This window comes from Aureitalea sp. L0-47 (assembly GCF_026126405.1).
In the GTDB taxonomy this organism is placed as follows: Bacteria; Bacteroidota; Bacteroidia; order Flavobacteriales; family Flavobacteriaceae; genus Pukyongia.
On record NZ_JAFMTQ010000002.1, the window covers coordinates 79,004 to 100,220 of the forward strand.

11 protein-coding genes are annotated in these 21,217 nt (G+C 45.0%); 8 read left to right on the top strand and 3 right to left on the bottom strand.

The window, feature by feature from the left end; translation table 11 throughout:
- Positions 1-87 precede the first annotated feature (87 nt).
- Both J1N09_RS03595 and J1N09_RS03600 read left to right on the top strand, forming a co-directional pair.
- Positions 88-3,387 carry a DUF2723 domain-containing protein gene (locus J1N09_RS03595; RefSeq protein ID WP_265198202.1) on the top strand — a complete coding sequence of 1,100 codons (3,300 nt, stop codon included), beginning with the start codon at positions 88-90 and terminating at the stop codon, positions 3,385-3,387.
- 3 nt (positions 3,388-3,390) lie between these two features.
- The gene (locus J1N09_RS03600; RefSeq protein WP_265198203.1) at positions 3,391-4,041 is read left to right on the top strand and encodes a polysaccharide deacetylase family protein; all 651 of its coding nucleotides are present in this window, start codon (positions 3,391-3,393) and stop codon (positions 4,039-4,041) included.
- A gap of 2 nt (positions 4,042-4,043) precedes the next feature.
- On the opposite strand, the gene J1N09_RS03605 is transcribed toward J1N09_RS03600, so the two are convergent.
- Entirely contained in the window at positions 4,044-4,340 is a 297-nt protein-coding gene (locus tag J1N09_RS03605; protein WP_265198204.1) for a thioredoxin family protein, read from the bottom strand.
- A gap of 45 nt (positions 4,341-4,385) precedes the next feature.
- The gene (locus J1N09_RS03610) at positions 4,386-5,615 is read right to left on the bottom strand and encodes a metallophosphoesterase (protein ID WP_265198458.1); all 1,230 of its coding nucleotides are present in this window, start codon (positions 5,613-5,615) and stop codon (positions 4,386-4,388) included.
- A 105-nt stretch (positions 5,616-5,720) separates the two neighbouring features.
- Between J1N09_RS03610 and J1N09_RS03615 the strand changes: the two genes are divergently transcribed.
- The 6 genes from J1N09_RS03615 (at position 5,721) to J1N09_RS03640 (ending at position 18,496) form a co-directional block, all read left to right on the top strand.
- The gene (locus tag J1N09_RS03615) at positions 5,721-8,648 is read left to right on the top strand and encodes a GH92 family glycosyl hydrolase (protein WP_265198205.1); all 2,928 of its coding nucleotides are present in this window, start codon (positions 5,721-5,723) and stop codon (positions 8,646-8,648) included.
- Positions 8,649-8,660: 12 nt separating this feature from the next.
- Complete coding sequence (locus J1N09_RS03620; RefSeq protein ID WP_265198206.1) at positions 8,661-9,662, top strand: N(4)-(beta-N-acetylglucosaminyl)-L-asparaginase; 1,002 nt, start codon at positions 8,661-8,663, stop codon at positions 9,660-9,662.
- Between the two features lie 354 nt (positions 9,663-10,016).
- Positions 10,017-11,762: an FG-GAP repeat protein gene (locus J1N09_RS03625; RefSeq protein WP_265198207.1), complete on the top strand. Its 1,746-nt coding sequence runs from the start codon at positions 10,017-10,019 to the stop codon at positions 11,760-11,762.
- Between the two features lie 159 nt (positions 11,763-11,921).
- Positions 11,922-13,808, top strand: a complete 1,887-nt coding sequence (locus J1N09_RS03630; protein WP_265198208.1) for a histidine kinase dimerization/phosphoacceptor domain -containing protein — start codon at positions 11,922-11,924, stop codon at positions 13,806-13,808.
- Positions 13,809-13,895: 87 nt separating this feature from the next.
- Positions 13,896-14,585: a LytR/AlgR family response regulator transcription factor gene (locus tag J1N09_RS03635; protein WP_265198209.1), complete on the top strand. Its 690-nt coding sequence runs from the start codon at positions 13,896-13,898 to the stop codon at positions 14,583-14,585.
- A 143-nt stretch (positions 14,586-14,728) separates the two neighbouring features.
- Positions 14,729-18,496, top strand: coding sequence for a beta strand repeat-containing protein (locus tag J1N09_RS03640; RefSeq protein WP_265198210.1), 3,768 nt, complete (start codon positions 14,729-14,731; stop codon positions 18,494-18,496).
- A 76-nt stretch (positions 18,497-18,572) separates the two neighbouring features.
- Here the strand turns inward: J1N09_RS03640 and cphA are convergent, their stop codons facing one another.
- Positions 18,573-21,209 carry a cyanophycin synthetase gene (gene cphA, locus J1N09_RS03645; RefSeq protein ID WP_265198212.1) on the bottom strand — a complete coding sequence of 879 codons (2,637 nt, stop codon included), beginning with the start codon at positions 21,207-21,209 and terminating at the stop codon, positions 18,573-18,575.
- Positions 21,210-21,217 lie beyond the last annotated feature (8 nt).

The following is a 21,217-nucleotide window of genomic DNA, read 5'->3' on the forward strand; positions in this document are numbered from 1 at the left end:
ACCCCAAAACCCACGTTAGCATATTTTTAGGAGTCCCTTTAGGCATATTATTAGTAAATTCGCCTCGACCAATAACCCAGTTTTTTTATGTCCGATTTCAACTTTGTAAAATGGAACAGAATCCTAGGATGGAGCGTATTCGGAATCGCCCTCCTCACCTACTGGCTCACCGTAGAACCCACCGCCAGTTTCTGGGATGCCGGTGAATATATCACCACGGCAAGTAATCTCGAAGTTGGACACCCTCCCGGAGCACCGCTCTACCAGATCATGGGTGCCTTTTTTTCCATCTTTGCCATGGAGGCTACAAGCATCGCACTCACCATCAACCTGATGTCGGTCTTTGCGAGCGCGTTTACCATACTTTTTATGTTTTGGTCTCTCAGCTTACTACTCCAGAAAGTAGTATCCAAACACGAAGAAATTAGCAAAACCAGTGCAATGGCGATCCTGGGAAGCGCAGCCGTAGGTTCACTTGCCTTTGCGTTTACAGATAGTTTTTGGTTCAATGCCGTGGAGGCAGAAGTATACGCCTCTGCAGCCTGTTTCGTGGCACTAATGTTCTACGCCGGACTGCGCTGGGAGCGGGAAATGAATACCCCCAGGGGTGACCGTTGGGTGATCCTCATATCCTTTATTATCGGACTCTCTTTTGGAGTTCACTTCATGGGACTGCTAACGATCCCCGCTATTGGATTCCTCTACTATTTCAAAAACACAAAAGAAGTCACCTATAAGAATTTCATCATCGCTAATGTGGTTGTGGTAGCCATACTGCTATTTATCTTCAAGCTGCTACTTCCAATGACCATGAAGTTCTTTAGTGCTTCGGAATTATTCTTCGTGAACGATATAGGTTTACCGTTCAATTCAGGAACCATCATTGCCGGATTATTGTTTATCGCTTTGTTCTATTACGGACTCCGATACACTCGCAAAAAAGGTTATGCCAGGGTGAATACGCTCATCCTCTGCGTGCTGTTCATATTCGTTGGTTTCTCCAGCTGGTTAATGCTTCCAATTCGCGCGAATGCCGGGGTAGTGATCAACGAAAACAACCCGAACAACGCCCGCGAACTCCTGGCCTATTACAACCGGGAGCAATATCCTGAAACCCATTTATTCTACGGACCCCAATTCACGGAAACATACGCAGGACTGGATCCGGACAATCCCTATAAAGACGATAAGCCCAAGTACGAGAAAGATGAAAAAGCGGGGAAATACATCATCGTAAATAACTACAAGAATGCTAGTCAGAATACGGATGATGCCCACAAAGCCATCCTTCCTCGTATGTGGAGCATAGAACATAAGGAAGCTTACTTGAGTTACCTCGACGGTGTAGATTTCACTATAAAACGACCCTACAGAAGCGAATCCCGACTCGTGGAGGAAGTGAATAAATTTAAACAGGCTTATGCGGAAGGCCTGGTAGATGTGGAAGATTATAATACCTTCCTAACAAACTTCAGTCCTTACCTGGATATTGAAAAACCCTCATTCATAGACAACATGAAGTTCATGTTCTCCTACCAGTTCGGCTATATGTACTGGAGGTATTTTGCATGGAATTTCGTGGGACGGCAGAACGATGTACAGGGCAATGACGATTACCTGAACGGAAACTGGATAAGCGGTATCAAATTCATAGATGAGATGTTCCTCGGAAGCCAGGACAATCTCACTTCAGATATGAAAAATAACAAGGCGCGAAACACTTATTATATGTTGCCCTTGTTACTGGGAATTATTGGCCTCCTGTTCCATTTCTTCAACGACCGTCGAACATTCTGGGTGCTCCTGGTGCTATTCCTCTTTACTGGTCTCGCTCTGAAAGTGTACCTCAACGAACGGCCATTCGAACCACGGGAGAGAGACTATGCCCTTGTGGGATCTTTTTACGTATTTGCCATGTGGATAGGCTTTGGCGTGTACGCCTTGTTCGAAATTGCCAAACAATATCTGAAACCCAAAATGGCACTACCGATCGTTCTGGGAATCACTCTGATCGCTGGGCCGGTACTTCTGGCCACGGAGAACTGGGACGATCACGACAGGTCGAATCGATACACAGCTCAATCCATGGGTAAAATGTACCTGGATTCCTGTGATGAAAACGCCATCCTATTTACCATTGGAGACAACGACACCTTTGCTCTTTGGTACCAGCAAAATATCGAAGGACATCGACAGGATGTTAGGATTGTTAACACTAGCCTTTTCCAAACAGATTGGTATATAGACGACATGAAGAAGAAAGCATGGACAAGCGATCCCATACCTTCTCAATTAACCCACAACGACTATAAATACGGATCGAGGGATTTCCTTTTCTACCAGGAAACTCCTCAGGACACCCTGGATATAAAGAAATGGATGAACTGGGTGGCTAACGACAGCCAGGCAACGACCATAGCCCTGGAAAGCGGCCAGATCGCCAACTCCTTCCCATCGAAAGTAATTCGGGTTCCTGTGGACAAAGAGACCGTGTTGAGAAATGGAATCGTTCCTGAAAAGGATGCCGATCTTATTGTGCCCTACATCGACATCGTTCTGAAAGGAGATATACTATACAAGAACCGAATGATGATGCTCGATATCATTGCCAATAATAACTGGGAACGCCCAATTTACTTCAGTGGCGGAAGCTTTGGTGATGACGATTATCTGTGGATGAAAGATTATCTGCAACTGGACGGATTAGTCTACAAACTGGTACCTGTGAGAACTCCTGTTGATAAACGCAACCCCTTCGATATGGGTAGGATCGACAGTGATAAGATGTACGATATCGTGATGCAGTGGGACTGGGGGAATAGTGGCAGCCCTGATATCTACCACGATACGGAGACACGCAGAAATGGTATTTCTTACCGAAGTAATCTCGCCCGCCTTGCCGAGACTCTCATCAACGAAGGAAAGAAGGAAAAAGCTGAGAACATCCTGGACCTTGCTATGGAGAAAATGCCGGTACAGTACTTCGAATATTACTCCCTGCTGGAACCTTTCATCTTAGGGTATTATGAATTAGACAAACCTGAAAAGGCCAGGGCGATCTTCGAAGATGTCTCGAAGAAATACCGGGAGAATTTGCTGTTCTTCAGTGGTATGAAGGTAAAACGTCAATACGCACTTGCGGATGAGATCATCAGTAATATGGAACGCTATAGAAGCATTGTGGACATTACCATTGTTTTTGATTCTGAAGAATATGGTAAAGACAATGCAACGGAGTTTAATAACCACTTAAAGCTTTTCCGTCATTTCTACGGGGAAGAAGAAGGAATCGATCTGGAATCTGAACCTGAGGGTGAAGACAGCATTGAGACCGAAGTGGATAGTGCACAAAGTGCCGACACCGCAGTTGCTGGCCTAGCCGAATAAGTCATGAACCCTTTCCTGGTAAAAACACCTTCCCTGGTTAAACGATTAAACCCGTCATGGGTGTGGTCGTTTCCGCAGGAAACAAATGCTGTCTATCTCACCTTCGACGATGGCCCCATTCCTGAGGTTACCCCATGGGTACTCGATATACTGAACGAGTACAACATAAAAGCAACGTTTTTCTGTATCGGTGAGAATGTGAAAAAACATCCCGAACTATTCCGTAGAATTATTGCTGAAGGACATTCGGTGGGGAACCATACCAATCAGCACCTCAATGGCTGGGTTACCAATACGGAAACCTATATATCCGACGTCGAAGCTGCTTCAGAAATACTAAAACAAAACAATTCAAATAGAGAATCAACCCCTTCGTTGTTGTTCCGACCACCCTACGGAAAACTCAAACCGGTGCAATCTAAAAAGATCAAACAGAAAGGTTATTCAATCGTAATGTGGGATGTACTGAGTTTCGATTGGGATCAATCTATTTCTCCTGAAAAGTGCCTGGAAAATGTCCAGCTAAACCTAGAACCGGGTAGTATAGTAGTATTTCACGACAGCCTGAAGGCAGAAAAGAATCTGCGCTATACCCTACCTGAAACACTGGAATTTATAATAGAAAATAATTGGAATGGATTGGCGATCTCCTGATCTTAAACGAACTCCTTAACCAAACCGATCAATGTATTGGCATCCTGCTCACCGCTCTGGCGCCATTTCATTTCACCGTTCTTGTAGATCATCAAAGTGGGAAGGCCTTTTACGCGAAGTGCTTCGGCCAGTTCTGAGTTTTTCTCCACATCGATTTTAATAACCTTTGCCTTATCGCCTAAAGCCGCAGCAACGTCCCGAAGAACAGCGTGCATCTCCTTGCAGGCATCGTCCCATTCAGTATAAAAATCGAGAAGGACGGGAACATTGGTCTCTATTAATTCTCCAAATTTAGACATGGCTATTGAAGTATTAGTTGATACAAATATAACATTTCCATCGAATTAAGCGGTTTGCGCGCGTTTTTTCAGTTCGATGACACTAACCTCGGGCCAGATGCCAACACGGCCGGGATAGCCAATGAAACCAAAACCACGATTCACATTAATATATCGTCCCAACTCTTCGTAGATACCCGCCCAGTTCTCATACCTGTATTTCACAGGACTCCATTTTATCAAGCCCGGGATCTCGATACCAAACTGCATGCCGTGGGTATGACCACTTAATGTGAGTTGGAAGTTTCGATCATCTTTCTTCACCTGCTGTTGCCAATGAGAAGGATCATGGCTTAACAACACCTTGAAATCTTCGGTTGCAATGCCATGACATGCTTTGTCAAGGTCTCCGGCTTTCTTAAACCCTCCGGCTCCCCAGTTCTCTACTCCAACCAATTTGATGCTTTGGCCTTTCTTTTCAATCGTTCGGTTCTCGTTCAGCAACAGATCCCACCCCATTTCTTTCTGAAGGGACTTCAGATGTTCAAGATTAGCTCTTTTTTCTTCTTCGGAATTCCATCGTGCATAGTCGCCGTAATCGTGATTTCCGAGGATGGAATACACACCGTCATTTGCCTTAAGCTTCGCGAATAGCGCCTTCCAGGGTGTCATCTCATCGGCCACATTATTTACAAGGTCGCCGGTGAAAACGATCAGGTCACTCTTCTGCTCATTTACGAGATCTATCCCATAGGCCACCTTATCTTCATTGTCGAAACTTCCGCTGTGGACGTCGCTGATCTGTGTGATCCTGTAGCCATCAAAGGCATCAGGCAGATCGTCAAACTCAAGGGTGTAGTTAAGTACCTGGTAGTTGTATTTTCCCCGGTACATTCCATAAAGCAACGAACTAAATGGAATGGCTGCCAATCCTAGACCTATAGCACTTATAAATTTTCTACGTGACGGAATATGGAAATTGTCGGTAATTCCACTCACCTTGGAAACACCACCTACTGCGAGACGAACGATATCCTCAGTAAACATGATACCAACCAGCAGGAGTTTAGGTCCGAACACCGCCAGGAAAAGTCCGAAGGTATACATACGTAAAGGCGTCATGGTTCTGGAAGAATCCCCGGATGTTAGTTGAAATATAAATGTTACCAAAAGCAGAACGGATATCGAAATGTACGCCACAGACAACCAGTTATTCCTGGTGATCGTTCGAAATGCCTGGTAAGCATAAATATCGATCGCTACATAAATCGCTATAAAAATGATCCATCTGATCATCATTCAATTACTTTTGGGTTAAAGATAATTCCGATTGCAAAACACATCCTGCGCCTTCACTTAATTTTAACGTGAATTCGTATCTTTTCAGTCTAATTACCACTAATGAGAGTAACTTTCTGCTTTCTTCTTAGCCTTCTGTTGTGCATTAGTTGCAATAAGCATGAAAATATTACAGTAGCACAGAAGGAAAATTCCTTAACAAGCTATGTGAACCCATTTATCGGTACCGGCGGTCATGGTCATACCTATCCCGGAGCCAGTGTACCCTTTGGAATGATGCAATTGAGTCCGGACACCCGACTGGATGGCTGGGATGGATGCAGTGGCTATCACTACAGCGACTCTTACATCTACGGATTTTCCCACACTCACCTGAGTGGAACAGGGGTAAGTGATTATGGGGATGTGCTGCTGATGCCAACTGATGAAGAAAATTTTTATAACGGTGCGGATGGTGGCAAAGGATATCGTGCACATTTCTCTCATAATAACGAAGAGGCTTCACCCGGCTACTACAAGGTACATCTGGATTCAACCGAAATCGATGTTGAATTAACCGTCGCTAAACGTTCTGGAATCCATCGCTACAAATATCCCTCTTCAGATAACCAGATATTGATGCTGGATCTGCATCATAGAGATAAGCTGCTTAGTTCCGAAATAAAAAGAATCAATGACTATGAAATATCCGGCCACAGGCATTCAGAGGCCTGGGCCAAGGATCAAAGGTTATTCTTTTACATTAAATTCTCGCATCCGTTGGCCGAAGATCCGGGTGCTTCCGAACCATTGCCGTATCAGAAAAAGGCAGCCTTTCAATTTGTTAATCCCGATAATGATCCCGTGATCGTTAAGGTTGGAATCTCTGCTGTCGATGCAGAAGGAGCTAAAAGAAACCTGGAGGAAGAAATTGGGAACAAAACCTTTGACGAAGTAAAATCCGAAGCTGAACAGGCCTGGGAACAACAGCTTGAGAAGATCGTTATCGAATCACCAAAAGAGGATTATAAAACGAACTTCTATACGGCTCTGTATCACAGCATGCTGGCACCTAACCTCTACCAGGATGTGGACGGACGATATCGCGGGATGGACCTGGAGATCCACAAGACCGATGAATTTGATTATTACACGGTATTCTCACTTTGGGATACCTATAGGGCCGCTCATCCCTTGTACACCATCATAGAGCAGGAACGTACCAACGACTTTATCAATACCATGCTCGCCAAGTACGACGAGGGAGGGATCATCCCTATTTGGGACCTTTCGGCCAATTATACCGGTTGCATGATAGGGTATCACGGCATCCCGGTAATTGCCGATGCCTACCTTAAAGGCATTCGGGGTTACGATGCCGAAAAAGCCCTGGAAGCTATGATGCACAGTGCGACCCGTTACCATCTCGGGCTCCAAGCCTATCAAAAATTTGGTTTTATCCCGGTGGAAGAAGAAAGCGAGTCGGTTTCCAAGACCCTGGAATATGCCTACGACGACTGGACCATTGCCCAAATGGCACAGGCGATGAAGAAGAATGATGTGTATAAGACGTATTCTGAACGGGCTCAGTACTACAAAAATGTCTACGATCCTCAATCCAACTTCATGCGAGGGCGTTTTCGAAATACCTGGTTCGGACCCTTCGATCCTTTTGAAGTTAACTTTAATTATACGGAAGCCAATGCATGGCAATACAGTCTGTATGCTCCGCAAGACATTAGTGGCCTGATAGAACTAATGGGTGGCAAAGATGAATTCCGAAGACACCTCAACGAGCTGTTTTCGGCCAAATCAGAAACTTCAGGTAGGGACCAGGCAGACATCACCGGGCTCATTGGTCAATACGCTCACGGGAATGAACCCAGTCATCACATGGCCTACCTGTACAACTACGTGAATAAACCATTTATGACGCAGGAGAAGGTGCATAAGATCCTTACTGAATTGTATACGAATACACCCGACGGAATCAGTGGCAACGAGGATTGCGGACAAATGAGCGCCTGGTATGTGTTCAGTTCCCTGGGCTTTTACCCTGTAACACCAGGTAGCAACGAATACGTTATTGGAACTCCATTGTTTCCGAAGGCTACTATCAATCTTGAATCAGGCAAAAAATTTACCGTCGTGGCGGAATTGATCTCAGAACAAAACAAATATATCAAGGCAGCTACGTTGAATGACCAGCCTCTAAATCGAACCTATATCACTCACGATGAGATCATGGAAGGTGGTGTCCTTAGATTTGAGATGACAAGTACGCCATCGGATTGGGGAACTAATGATGCTGCAATTCCTACTTCGGAAATCACCGAACATCTAATTACTCCGGCTCCTTTTATTTCTGAAGGTAATGTTGCCTTTAAAAATATGACTACAGTTTCACTCGATAATGCGTACGGCGACGCGAAGATCTACTACAGTTTGAACAATGAAGAATTTGAGCCCTACACCGAGCCATTTGAGATTTCCGAAGGAACTTTGTTAAAAACCTATGCTACCAGAGATGAAGTTAGAAGCTCGGTTCTGGAAACACGATTCTATAAGATAGACCCAACTATAAGCATTTCCCTTGAAACCGAATACGCCAACCAATACAACGCCGGCGGCAATGATGCATTGATAGACGGTATTCGAGGTTCTAAAGATTTCAGGACGGGTGCCTGGCAGGGATACCAAGATACCGACGTGATCGCTGTGATCGATCTCGGCAGTGTAAAACCATTCGATACGATTACCGTTAATTTCCTTCAGGATCAACGCAGCTGGATCTTTTTTCCAACGGAAGTGGAATGCTATGTTTCCGATAATCCAAACAGATACTATAAAAATCTCCCTCCTCAAAAGATGGATGCTGAAACACCTTCGGATGTGTCTGAAATTAAGAGTATTCAGTTTAATATGAACGGCTATAGCGCGAGATATATTAAGATAGTAGCAAAGAACCTGGGGGACCTTCCGGAATGGCATCTGGCACATCCTTTCAATGGGAAGGCCTGGATCTTTGTAGATGAGATCGAAGTAAACTAACCAAATAAAAATATGAAACGACGAACCTTTATTCAGAATGCCTCACTTTCAGGAGTGGGACTGGTTGCCGGTGCTGCAGCGATTGGTTGTAATAACAAAACCGAATCGAATGTACCCGTTGATGCAGCAGGCAAAGAAGCTGTACTGCCAGTTGTAATTGCTACGTGGAATGTTCATGACGCTACGGCCAAAGCCTGGGAGGTGCTGGAAGAAGGAAGATCGGCTCTGGATGCTATTGAAGCGGGATGTAGAGTAGAAGAAGCAAATGCCGAAGGACAGTCGGTAGGCATAGGAGGTTTACCGGACCGCGACGGAAATGTAACGCTGGACGCCTGTATCATGGACAAGGATGGCAATTATGGATCGGTGGTGTATCTTCAGGATATAAAGCATCCTATCTCTGTGGCTCGGAAAGTCATGGAGGACACCCCTCACGTGATGCTGGCAGGGGCCGGTGCCAGGCAATTTGCGCTGGAATCAGGTTTTGAGGCTGAGGACCTGCTCACGGAAAAGTCGCGAAAAGCCTGGGAAAAGTGGAAGGAGACTTCAGAATACAAACCTATCATCAACATAGAAAATCACGACACTATCGGTATGCTGGCCATTGATGCTAATGGAGATATCGCCGGCGGATGTACTACCAGCGGACTCGCTTACAAAATGGCGGGCAGGGTTGGCGATTCCCCTATCATTGGTGCAGGACTGTTCGTTGATAATGAAATAGGTGGGGCCACTGCGACCGGGCTTGGAGAGGAAGTGCTTAAAACTGTTGGAAGTTTTCTCATTGTAGAGCTTATGAGACAAGGCAAGTCGCCACAGCAGGCTTGTAAAGAGGCCATTCAAAGGATTGTAGCCAAAAACGACAACATCGACAACTTCCAGATAGGTTATATCGCTGTGAATAAGAAAGGAGAGGTTGGATATTACGGTTTACAGGAAGGGTTTTGGGTCACGAAATACCAGGAAGGAAAAAACGAAAATTCAGCTTCCGATTATTACAACAAGAAATCGTAAAAAATTGTAAATTTCTTCAATTCAATAGGTTAGCTTCAAGCAAGCGCTAATTCGCCCTTTATAAGATAATTCCTACAAGGAAAGGCGGGCATCATTTTTTTTCGTAAATTTGCATTACATAAGTAGGTTGATACGCTTAAGCGAATCGATCAAATTTGGGGCGAAAAGCCATCACTTTGTGGTGGCTTTTCAATTTTCTACAACACCCGATAAACCTGCTTCCAAGAATTCCCATAATTTAAAAAATCCATGTTTTCATAGAGGTTTTTCGATGGCTTCAATTCTAACTTTGGAGTCCTTCAAATCATCAAATAAGAGCTTGCCTGCTTATCTCTGGTGCTAAAACAGCATATTATGAAAACACTTTTTACTGTACTCCTGACCGTTGCTATGATAAGTACCACCTTTGGACAGGTAGGAATAGGAACCACGAGTCCGCAAGGGGCCCTGGACGTGGCCAGTACGAATATGGGGTTAGTTATGCCGAGAGTAAGCAGCTTTGAGGCGCTAACAGACGGATCGGGCGGTTCTCCGGTGGACGGTACCATGGTCTATGACCAACAACGAAGCAAAACATGTATTAAAATGGCCGGCCGATGGGTATGTACCGGTTTCGACAGTTCAGGGAGTATTGTGACTGAAGAAGAAATTCCTTTTGACACCCAGGATTGTACTTATATTAAGGCGTCTAACACTAACGCACAAACTTATTTTGGCAATTCTATTGCCATGAGTAACGACGGTAATTATCTTGTCATTGGTAGCAACTACGAACGAAGCAACGCCACAGGAATTAACGGAGACCAGACCAATATCAGTTCCTCTCAGTCCGGGGCGGTTTATGTTTTTATACGGAGTGGAAGTACCTGGAGCCAACAAGCCTATATAAAGGCCTCGAATACCGATCCACAGGATCAATTTGGAATTTCAGTGGCAATTAATTCCGATGGCTCCCGTATAGTTGTTGGGGCCTGGGGTGAGGATAGTAATGCCACTGGTGTGAACGGCGATGAAACGAATAATTCGTCCTCGTTCTCAGGTGCTGCCTATGTATTCGTAAGGTCGGGAACAACCTGGAGCCAGGAAGCTTATCTCAAAGCTTCCAATACTGATAATTTTGATGGCTTCGGAGAGAGCGTTAGTATTAATGCCGATGGATCTCGGGTAGTAGTGACCGCAAGTGGCGAAGAAAGTAATGCTACCGGTGTTAACGGTAATGAAGCCGATAATTCCGCTTCCAGTTCCGGTGCAGCCTATGTATTCGTGAGAAGTGGAAGCACCTGGTCCCAGGAAGCGTATATAAAGGCCTCCAATACAGAATTGCAGGATTCATTTGGACGCTCGGTATCATTAAGTGGCGATGCCTCTCGACTTGTCATTGGCGCTAGCCAGGAAGACAGCAACGCCACAGGGATCAACGGAAATCAGGCAGACAATAGTGCAAATCGAGCCGGTGCAGCATACGTCTATGTTAGAAGTGGAAGCACATGGACCCAGGAGGCCTACGTAAAGGCGTCAAACACAGATGGTCAGGACAACTTCGGGCAGGTAGTTAAACTCGATGCAGATGGAAACACTATGGTGGTGAGCAGCACCGGAGAAGATAGCAGCGCAACAGGAATCAACGGTAACGAGTCCGACAACAGTACAAGCGCTTCGGGAGCTGTATATGTCTTCACTCGTTCTGGTAGCACCTGGACACAGCAAGCCTATATAAAAGCATCCAACACGGACTTCAATGATCTTTTTGGAGTTAGCATGTCACTAACTGCCAGTGGAGATGGGTTGTTAATTGGAGCCCCTGTGGAATCGGGATATGATAGTGGTATTGGAGGGGATCAGTCGTCTAATGATGTATTCAGTTCTGGTGCTGCTTATTTATTGGAGCGCTCCGGTAGTACCTGGTCGCAATCCTTGTACATAAAAGCTTGTAATGTTGGTCAAGGTGACAGATTTGGTTCCGGCGTTGCACTAAATGATGCGGTTACATATTTAAGTGGCTCAGCACCATATGAAGATAGCAATGCAACTGGCATCAACGGTGATCTGTTGAGCAATAGCAGCTTTGATTCCGGCGCTGTGTACGTTTTCGAAAACTAATTAGTCTTCCTTTCCTGCTGACGTAAATTATAACAATCGCGTAGATCGTCTACAACATTGTTTGGGGGCACCCTCCTACGCCATGGCTTCGGAGGGTTTTTTATTGCCTGAAATTATTTAGTAAATTCACCTATCCATAATTTCCCAGCGATCGCACTTATGTTTAAACGAATTGTCTTCCTTCTTCTGCTCACATTCCCACTTACTCTTGCGGCACAAACATTAGACATAAAGTATGCGGATAGCGTTCTGATATCAATTGCCAAACTAGACAAAAATTCCACGCGCAGCGAGCTTGATTCCTTCCGAAGGAAACTCAATAGGATGCCCCGGGAATCGGTCGATCCTATTTTTCTCCATATGATTGAGAAAGCACCTTCCGATTACACAAAGATGCTGCTATTAGGAGATTTTGGTGAATTTTTGGTGTCTCGAGATGTACCCGAAAAAGCCATTGAATATCTTGAAAAAGGACTCGAATTAAGCCAAGTTCATGGCGACATAGAAGATCGAATATGGTTTCATGTAAGTCTGGCCAATGCCTATATCTTTCAAAATAGACCTGAAGAAGCCCTGGAGTATCTCAATATTGCGGAATCAATGGCCGAAGACCTCGATTTGGTTACCGCGGAAGCCAGCATCAACTATTCAAAAGGCATGGTTTATGAGTCTATCGAAGATTTTGAACAAGCTACACAACGTTACCTCGCGGCCTGGAATAGGCTAAATACCGAGGAAGATCACCCGGAACGCGGTTTCTACATGTTCGTGCTGGTAGATTATTTCAAGCGAATCGGGGATATTCCAAGACAAACTCAATTCACCGAGATCCTTACCCAGTATTATCGTAAGCGCCAGCCGGAAACACCCTTCGATCACCTTCCAATGACGCATATCTTTGATACCTCAGCGACTCGGGAAAACATAAATCGCTACAAAGAAGCGATCAAAGTGAGCGATAGTATGGGTGCACTAAATTCACTTTTTTACAGCGCTGTTTTCCTTTCAAATATTTACCTGAAGGAAGACAATCCCGAGCTGGCAGTTAATACGCTTGAACCGCTTCTATTAAGCCTTGATACTACAGACAGGAAGCAACAGAAAATGGTGTTGTACGATAAACTTTCAAATACCTATGAGGTTGCCGGTGACTTTCAGAACGCACTGAAATACAAAGAGATGAGTTCGGAGCTTCGGGATACTTTGGTTTCAGAAAAAACAAAGAAAAACATAGCCGAACTAGAGGTAAAATACGACCTACAAACCACCGAACGCGAGTTGGAACAACAAGCCGCATCAAAGCGACTGTTGTACTGGATACTTGGGTCGGTATTCGTAGTGCTGGTAATAGTGATCTTCTTCCTTGTGAAAAATCGCAATAAGAACCGCAAGCTGGCCAAGCAAAAGCAACTGCTCGAGGCAACAGTAGACGAGAAAAATGTTTTACTGAAAGAAACGCATCACAGGGTAAAAAACAGTTTCCAAATCGTCTCTTCATTGCTTTACCTTCAGTCTGAAAACGTAAAGGACGAAGCTGCTCAAAGGGCTATTCAGGAGGCCCAGAATCGGGTTCGTTCTATGGTGTTGATCCATCAGAAGTTGTACAATAAAGATCAGTTAGTGGGCATAGATACCAGGGAATATTTTAACGATCTCACCGAAGAGATCTTTAGCAGTCACACGGATAATGAAAAGCCCATTGCCTTTGATCTGGATGTAGAATCCATGACCCTGGACATAGAATCCATCACTCCTATCGGACTCATCCTGAACGAATTGATCACCAACGTTCTAAAGCACGCCTTCAATGATATCGATACAGATCGAAAGATGGACATTTCCTTCAATAAACAAGGGGAAGAACTGGTATTGCAGGTAACTGATAACGGAAAAGGAATGCCGGATGAGGTTCGGGAGAGTTCCTTTGGAATAAAGCTCATGAAGGCCCTGGCCAAGAAGCTAAAAGCGAGCATTACTTTCGAAAATAGAGAACTGGGAGGTACTGTTGCAACTTTGAATGTGAGCCGATTTAATTTACTGTCCTAACTCAATGTTACTAAATTTATTTATCACTTCGCTAAAAATTCTAAACCTTTAACTAGATTTAAACTAGCTTAGGTTCAATAGAAAAATATGCCTGCCTTAAAAATTTTTATCGTTGAAGATGAACCGCTAATTGCAGTCACCATAGAAACGGCTTTGCTAAAGCAAGGTTTTAGTGTTTTGGGTGATGCTGAAAACTATGAAGAGGCGATAGCGGCGGTTCAGAAAGAAAAACCGGACCTAGTGTTACTCGATATCCAACTGGAGGGCGAGAAAGATGGGGTTGAACTCGCTATGGAATTCGATAAACGGAAGATTCCTTACCTCTACCTCACTTCTCAAACCGATCCTGAAACCGTAAACCGGGTAAAGGAAACACACCCTCTTGGTTTTATTGTAAAACCTTTTACTGAAGCTGGCCTGAGGAGCCATATCGAACTCGCCTGGCATAAGTTGTCGTCAACTAAGAATGAGTTCCTGGTTATTAAATCGGAAGGTGAGACTTACAAGTTAAACCAGCAGGACATCCTATACCTGAAGGCCTTCGACAACTATTGCTACGTGGTGACCAAAGATCACTCTTACCTGGTTCCAAAAACCCTGAAATTTACTTCGGAAGGGTTGAACCCGGCACATTTTGCTAAACCGCATCGCTCCTTCGTTGTAAATCTCCGCAAAGTTTCCAAGATGACCCTGGATTCACTGGAGATTGAAGGAGATCTTATTCCCTTGAGTGCTTCAAACAAGGAAAGCATCAAAGAGAAACTTCGCACTGCCTGATATCATTCACTAAAAATATTCAGGCACTCACTAAATATTTCCGAAGTAAGCATACTTCTCCAACTATTTTTACGCGCAGGAGCTAACCTTTTTTTGCCCTGAAATCATAGCACCTACGGCTATGTCCTCAAAACAATTGAATTATGAAAAGATATATACTGCTCGTAGCCGTATGCTTTGTCGGCTACGTAGGTCATTCACAGGTAGGGATCGGGAATACCGACCCTAAGTCCAGTTTAGATATTTCGGCCAGTAGTGCCGCAACGCCTTCCAATACAGATGGAATTTTAATTCCTCGAATCGACAACTTCCCGTCTTCCGATCCGGGGGCAGATCAGGACGGGATGCTTGTTTTTGTAACAGGAAACGGTACGCCTGCTAAAGGATTTTACTTCTGGGACAATGGAACCATGAGCTGGGTTTTAGTAAGTGGAGCAGGAAGTAACGATTCCGACTGGTTTATCACGGGTACATCCAATCCTTCTACTGCCATAACCGACAACCTGGTCACCCAAGGAAGTGTAACGGTTGGGACGGATCTAAGTGGATTTCCAAACGCTAAATTCTTTGTGAAAAGTGATGTGACCAGTGATATTTACCCTATTCGAATTAGTCCGGAGGGGACTCCGGCCTCTTCGGCAAACGTTTATGGCTCCTATATAACAGATGCCTCATTAACTCCCTCTGCAGCCTTCAATTATCAAGCACTTTACAATAATTTTTCAAGTGCACACGCGGGCAGTACTACGGGGCTCTATAATAATTTCAGTTCCAATGGTGGGTCAGAAACTGGTGTTTACAATCGATTCAATAGTATTTCCGGCATGTTTGGAATACGAAACGAATTTATCGGCAGTACATCCAGCAGTGCTGGTTTTACCGGTATGGAGAACAGGTTTCTTAGTTCTACTACTTATAACGGAATTATTTACGGATTAAACAATGTTATTCAGGCTGCAGGAAATAGCGCTCGATATGGGGTCTATAATTCGATCTCAGGGAGCGGGACAGGAGATAAGTACGGATCTTATACAACTATTCCTGCATCCGCTGGCGGACAGCATTACGGGGTTTATTCGGATGTGCAGAATGCATCTGGTTATGCGGGGTATTTCATCGGGCGTTCTTCCTTCGGAACAGATCCTTCAACAGGCCGATACTTGTTACCCGCCGCAGATGGAACTTCGGGGCAAGTATTAACAACAAACGGCTCCGGCCAGTTAAGCTTTGCAGATCAGGTTACCGGTGCGAACTCCATTGACGAACTGAGTGACGGGAAATCTGATAGTGATGGCACTAATAATGGTTCATCCGTTTTCCTCGGAATTAATGCCGGCGCGAATGATGATAGCAGTGATAATCAAAATCTTGGTATAGGGTTTCAATCCATGTTTGCAAATACTACCGGAGCCTTCAATACGGGTCTGGGATATGGCACCTTACAATCGAATGCAACTTCTTCATATCATACGGCTATTGGCCACGAGGCCCTAAATTCTCTAAACGGAGGATCGGGTAACGTGGCTCTCGGATATCGTTCATTATTCAATACAACCAGTGCTTCAGACAACGTTGGCCTTGGTTTGCAATCTATCTTCTCTAATACCACTGGATTGAGCAATGTTGCATTAGGCAGTAATGCGTTGTACTCCAATACCACCGGGAATCAGAATGTTGCCCTGGGACGCGACGCTGCGTTCAACTATTCCGGTAGCGGAAGTGTATTTATAGGATACCAGGCCGGGTTCAATGAATCCAACGGGAATCGATTGTATATTGAAAATTCGAATGCCGACTCCGGTAATGCCTTGGTATATGGAGAGTTTGACAACGATTTACTTAGAATAAACGGAACCTTCCAATTAGGGGTTCCTTCGGGAACCGGATACGCTTTCCCAACCACCGACGGAACTGCAGGACAAGTTCTGGCCACAGATGGTGCCGGATTACTAAGTTTTACAGATCCCTCAGCAGATGTAGATTGGTATGAGGTAGGTACAACCTCAGCTCCAAATGCAATTGGCGATGACATGTTCACCCAGGGGAACGTAGTGATCGGGGCTACAACGAATCCGGCAAATGTCAAATTCTATGTGGAATCTGATCCGGCTAGCACTACCACAGGTATCCGCCAAAGCATGGGTGCCGCATCATCGGGTTTATTAAGAGGTATAGATAATAACATTACGGCCAATGGAACAACCAACGTCTACGCACTTTCCAATTCCATAGGAGGAAATAGCACGGGACTATCCATACAGGCTATTCGAAATTCATTTAGCGGTAGTGGAGGCCGTAAAACAGCAATGTATAATTCATTTTCTTTTGGATTTGGAGGGGAAGCCCGTGGAATGCAAAACGATTTCAATAACTCCGCTATTACAAATGCTTTCGGAAGTTACAACAGCTTTACTGATCTCAGTGCCAGTGCTAGTGGCTCCGGAGTATTCAACACAGCTTCAGGAAGCACGAACGTGGCCAATCTTTATGGAAGCAGAACCATTTTCTCTGGCGCCACGGTATCTGGGAGCGCCTACGGAGAGTATGCCGTCATCCAAACATCCGGTACAGACTACGGTGTATACGCCCAGGTCGATAATAACGCAACCGATTATGCCGGGTACTTTATAGGGAGAGCTTCTTTTGGGAACGACTCTGCCGTTGGTCGCTATCTTATGCCTGCAGCTGATGGCGCGGCAAATCAAGTGATGGCTACAAATGGATCCGGTCAACTTGGCTTTGTTGACATCCCGTCTAATGATGGATGGTATGAAGAGGGGACCACTAATCCACCGAATGCCATTACGGATAATATATACACCCAGGGAAGAGTAGGGATTGGCGATTCAACGCCGGATGCAGTCCTGGATATGGAGTACAATGGTACATTGGATGAAGGGTTGTCAATAAATTATCTTCATGCAAATTCCGGGGCTACAGGTGCCGCGTTAGATATACTAGCCAGATCTGGTGATTCCGGAATAATTCGTGGCTCAAGTATTACTATTGACAATTCCGCATCGGCTAGTGCAGCAACGGGAATATACATCTCAAACTCAGCTCAAGCTTCTGCCAATTATGGTTATGTGACACAAATGACGGGTTCCGGAAATTCGAATACAGGATTATTAAGTCAGGTGAGTGGTAGCGGGAATTTCAACTATGGAATACAAGCTTTTGCCACGAACGCTACAACAAATTGGGCCGGCTTTTTTGGAGCGCCGGGAACCGCCGGAAGCGGTAATGTGTACGTACAGGACAGGTTGCGTGCCGATGGTATATTTCAATATGTGGATGGTAACCAGGCAGCGGGTAGAGTACTTGCATCTAATGCCTCAGGAGAGGCATCCTGGGCGAATCCTGCCGCTATCTTTACGGATACTGATGACCAAACGGTGGACACCTTCACTTTAGTTGGAAATAACCTTGGGATATCCCTGGAAGACGACGGACAACCGATACAAACCGTGGATCTTTCGAATGTGAACTTCAACGTATCAAACTTTGCTTTGGCAAAAATGAATATGACTACAGGACAGACGATTTCTCCACCAAACTGGACGAAATTAAATTTTAGTACTGCCGTTTTTGACCTTGGGTCTGACTTCGACACTGGAACAGATCGCTTTGACGTTTCAGAAACGGGATATTACCGTATCACAGCCACCATAAGAAGCAGTAATACAAGCACTGCAACCAATCAATTTGGAGTTGCTGTATATGTGGATGGAACTTTGATAAAAAGTGACACTTACCATCACCAGGGTAATGGTGTTGTAACTAGGAAGGTAGAAACCATTGAATCCTTAACAGCGGGGCAATACATAGAGATTTACGCTTATGCGCAAACTGGAATTACCATCGCAAGTGACCCAACAGCAACCACTTTCGAAGTGGAGCGTATACGATAATTGTTTTTAGTAAATTCAATTACTTTGAGGAACCCTCCGAAGCCTTGGCCCAGGAGGGTTATTTTTTCAGAAGTAATTATTCCGAAAAGATCTTTTCACCAATAGCTTCCTGGTGCTTGAACTTTTTCACCAGATCAAGCGCATCGGGGACCACATCGCTGCAACAGATGATCAGGGAATCTTTCTCGGCATTATTCACCGCAAAGGTGATCGCTTCCTTTTCCGAAGGAATAATAGTGGTTTTCTTGTTGGGATCTTTCTTCTTGATCCCTTCGTGAAGCAGGTTGATCAATTCTTCTTCGGTACGCCCTCGCAGACGCTTATCCTGCCTAATAATGATCTCATCGAACATTTCCGCGGCTATACTTCCTATTTGATTGGTGTCTTCATCGCGACGGTCTCCTACTCCTGCAATAATTCCAACTTTCTTAGGTGCATCCATGCTATCTGTTACCTGTTTTAGAGCTAACATTCCAGCGGGGTTATGCGCATAATCGAGAAGAATTTTAAAGTTCTGAAACTCGAAGAGGTTTAATCGGCCCGGAGTTTGGGAAGGCGATGGAACGAAAGATTCCAGTGCTGCTTTCATGTCCTCAATGGTAATTCCTCTCACATTGGCAGCGATAACCGCAGCCAATACGTTCTGTATCATAAAGAAAGCCTTTCCTCCGAAAGTAAGCGGTACATTTTCGGCTTTCATAATTCGCATTTTCCACTTTCCACGGCAAAGCGTGATAAATCCATTTTCGTAAATGGCAGTGATCCCACCTTTCCGCTGTAGTGCCTGTATCCTGGGGTTATTCTCATCGAGTGAAAACAGCGCCAGGTTACAATCAATGCTTCTCCGCATTTCATAAACCAGGTCATCGTCTGCATTCAGTATGGCGTAGCCATCGGGAAATACCGTCTCTGGAAGAACACCCTTTACTTTCGCAAGCTGTTCGATGGTATTAATCCCCTTCAAACCGAGATGATCCGAAGCCACGTTGGTCACCACCGCCACATCACAATGATCAAAGCCGAGTCCGGCTCTCAATAGTCCTCCACGAGCACATTCAAGAACGGCGAAGTTCACGGTTGGATCTTTCAGAACAAATTCGGTGCTGGCAGGTCCGGTACAATCCCCGGACATCAGAAGTCGGTTTTGAATATACACCCCGTCACTGGTGGTGTAACCTACACGATATCCACTCATCTTTGCCATGTGGGCAATAAGGCGGCTGGTTGTTGTCTTCCCGTTGGTTCCTGTGATGGCAACTATCGGAATTCGTCCTGTATCACCTGTAGTTGGGAATAATTTATCTACTACGGGAGCGGCCACATTTCTGGGGAGACCTGTAGTTGGTGCCAGGTGCATTCTGAAACCGGGACCGGCATTTACTTCAAGAACGGCTCCTCCCGTTTCAGAAAGCGGTTTACTGATATCGCTGGTCATCACATCTATGCCGCAGATATCAAGATCGATGATCTTGGAAATACGTTCGGCCATTGCCACATTAGCAGGGTGCACGATATCGGTTATATCTTCGGCAGTACCTCCGGTACTAAGGTTAGCGGTATCCTTTAATATTATTCGTTCTCCTTCAGGAATGACAGAATCTTCAGTTAATCCTTCATCTTTTAAGATGGTCTTAGTAAGGTCATTGATCGTGATCATGGTAAGGACATTTTCGTGTCCGTAGCCCCTGCGTGGATCCTCGTTTACCTTGTCCACCAGTTCTCTTACCGTCGACTTTCCATCACCGATAACGTGCGCCGGGGTCCGTTTTGCGGCGGCCACCAAAACATGATTTATCACCAACAAGCGATAATCTTCACCTGTGATGAATTTCTCAACAATAACACGTCTTGATACTTCTTTTGCAGCATGGAAAGCTACAACCGCATCCTCATAATTTTGAATATCCACGGTAATGCCACGTCCATGATTTCCGTCTATCGGCTTTATCACTAATGGGAATCCTACGTATTCACAAGCTTCCTTTAGACTGCGTACGCGAGAAATAATATCACCCTTGGGTACTTCGACTTCCGCCCTTTCCAGAAGAAATTTGGTGTCTTCTTTATCACAGGCCAGTTCAACGCCTATGCTGCTCGTTTCCGAAGTAACCGTTGCCTGGATACGCTTTTGATTGGCTCCGTATCCTAATTGACACAATGAATACTTGTTCAATCGAATCCACGGAATATTCCTACTGGCTGCTTCTTCAACAATAGATCCAGTACTTGGCCCAAGTCGTGAAGCCTCTCTTAACTCGCGCATCTCCTGGATGTCCGGCTCAAGGTCGTAGTCTTCTCCGGCGATCAAGGCCTCACATATACTAACCGATGCCTTCGCAGCATACCTTCCTACATTTTCTTCGATATATGAAAATACAACGTTGTAAACGCCTTTTTCCCCGTAGCCTCGAGTCCTTCCAAAACCGGTATCCATTCCCGCAAGGGTCTGAATTTCAAGGGCGATATGTTCGATAACGTGACCCATCCAGGTCCCTTCTTCCACCCGTTGAAAAAATCCGCCCGGAGTTCCTACGGAACAACGATGTTCATACATAGTAGGAAACATTGCTTCCAGCCGTTCGCGAAAGCCATCGATCTCGTTGGATGGACGGTCCTCCATCTCCTCCAGATCCAAGACCATTACTATTAATTCGTGACGTCTTATGGACCAATAATTAGGTCCGCGCATCGCATTGATTTCTCGTATTTTCATCTTTAGGT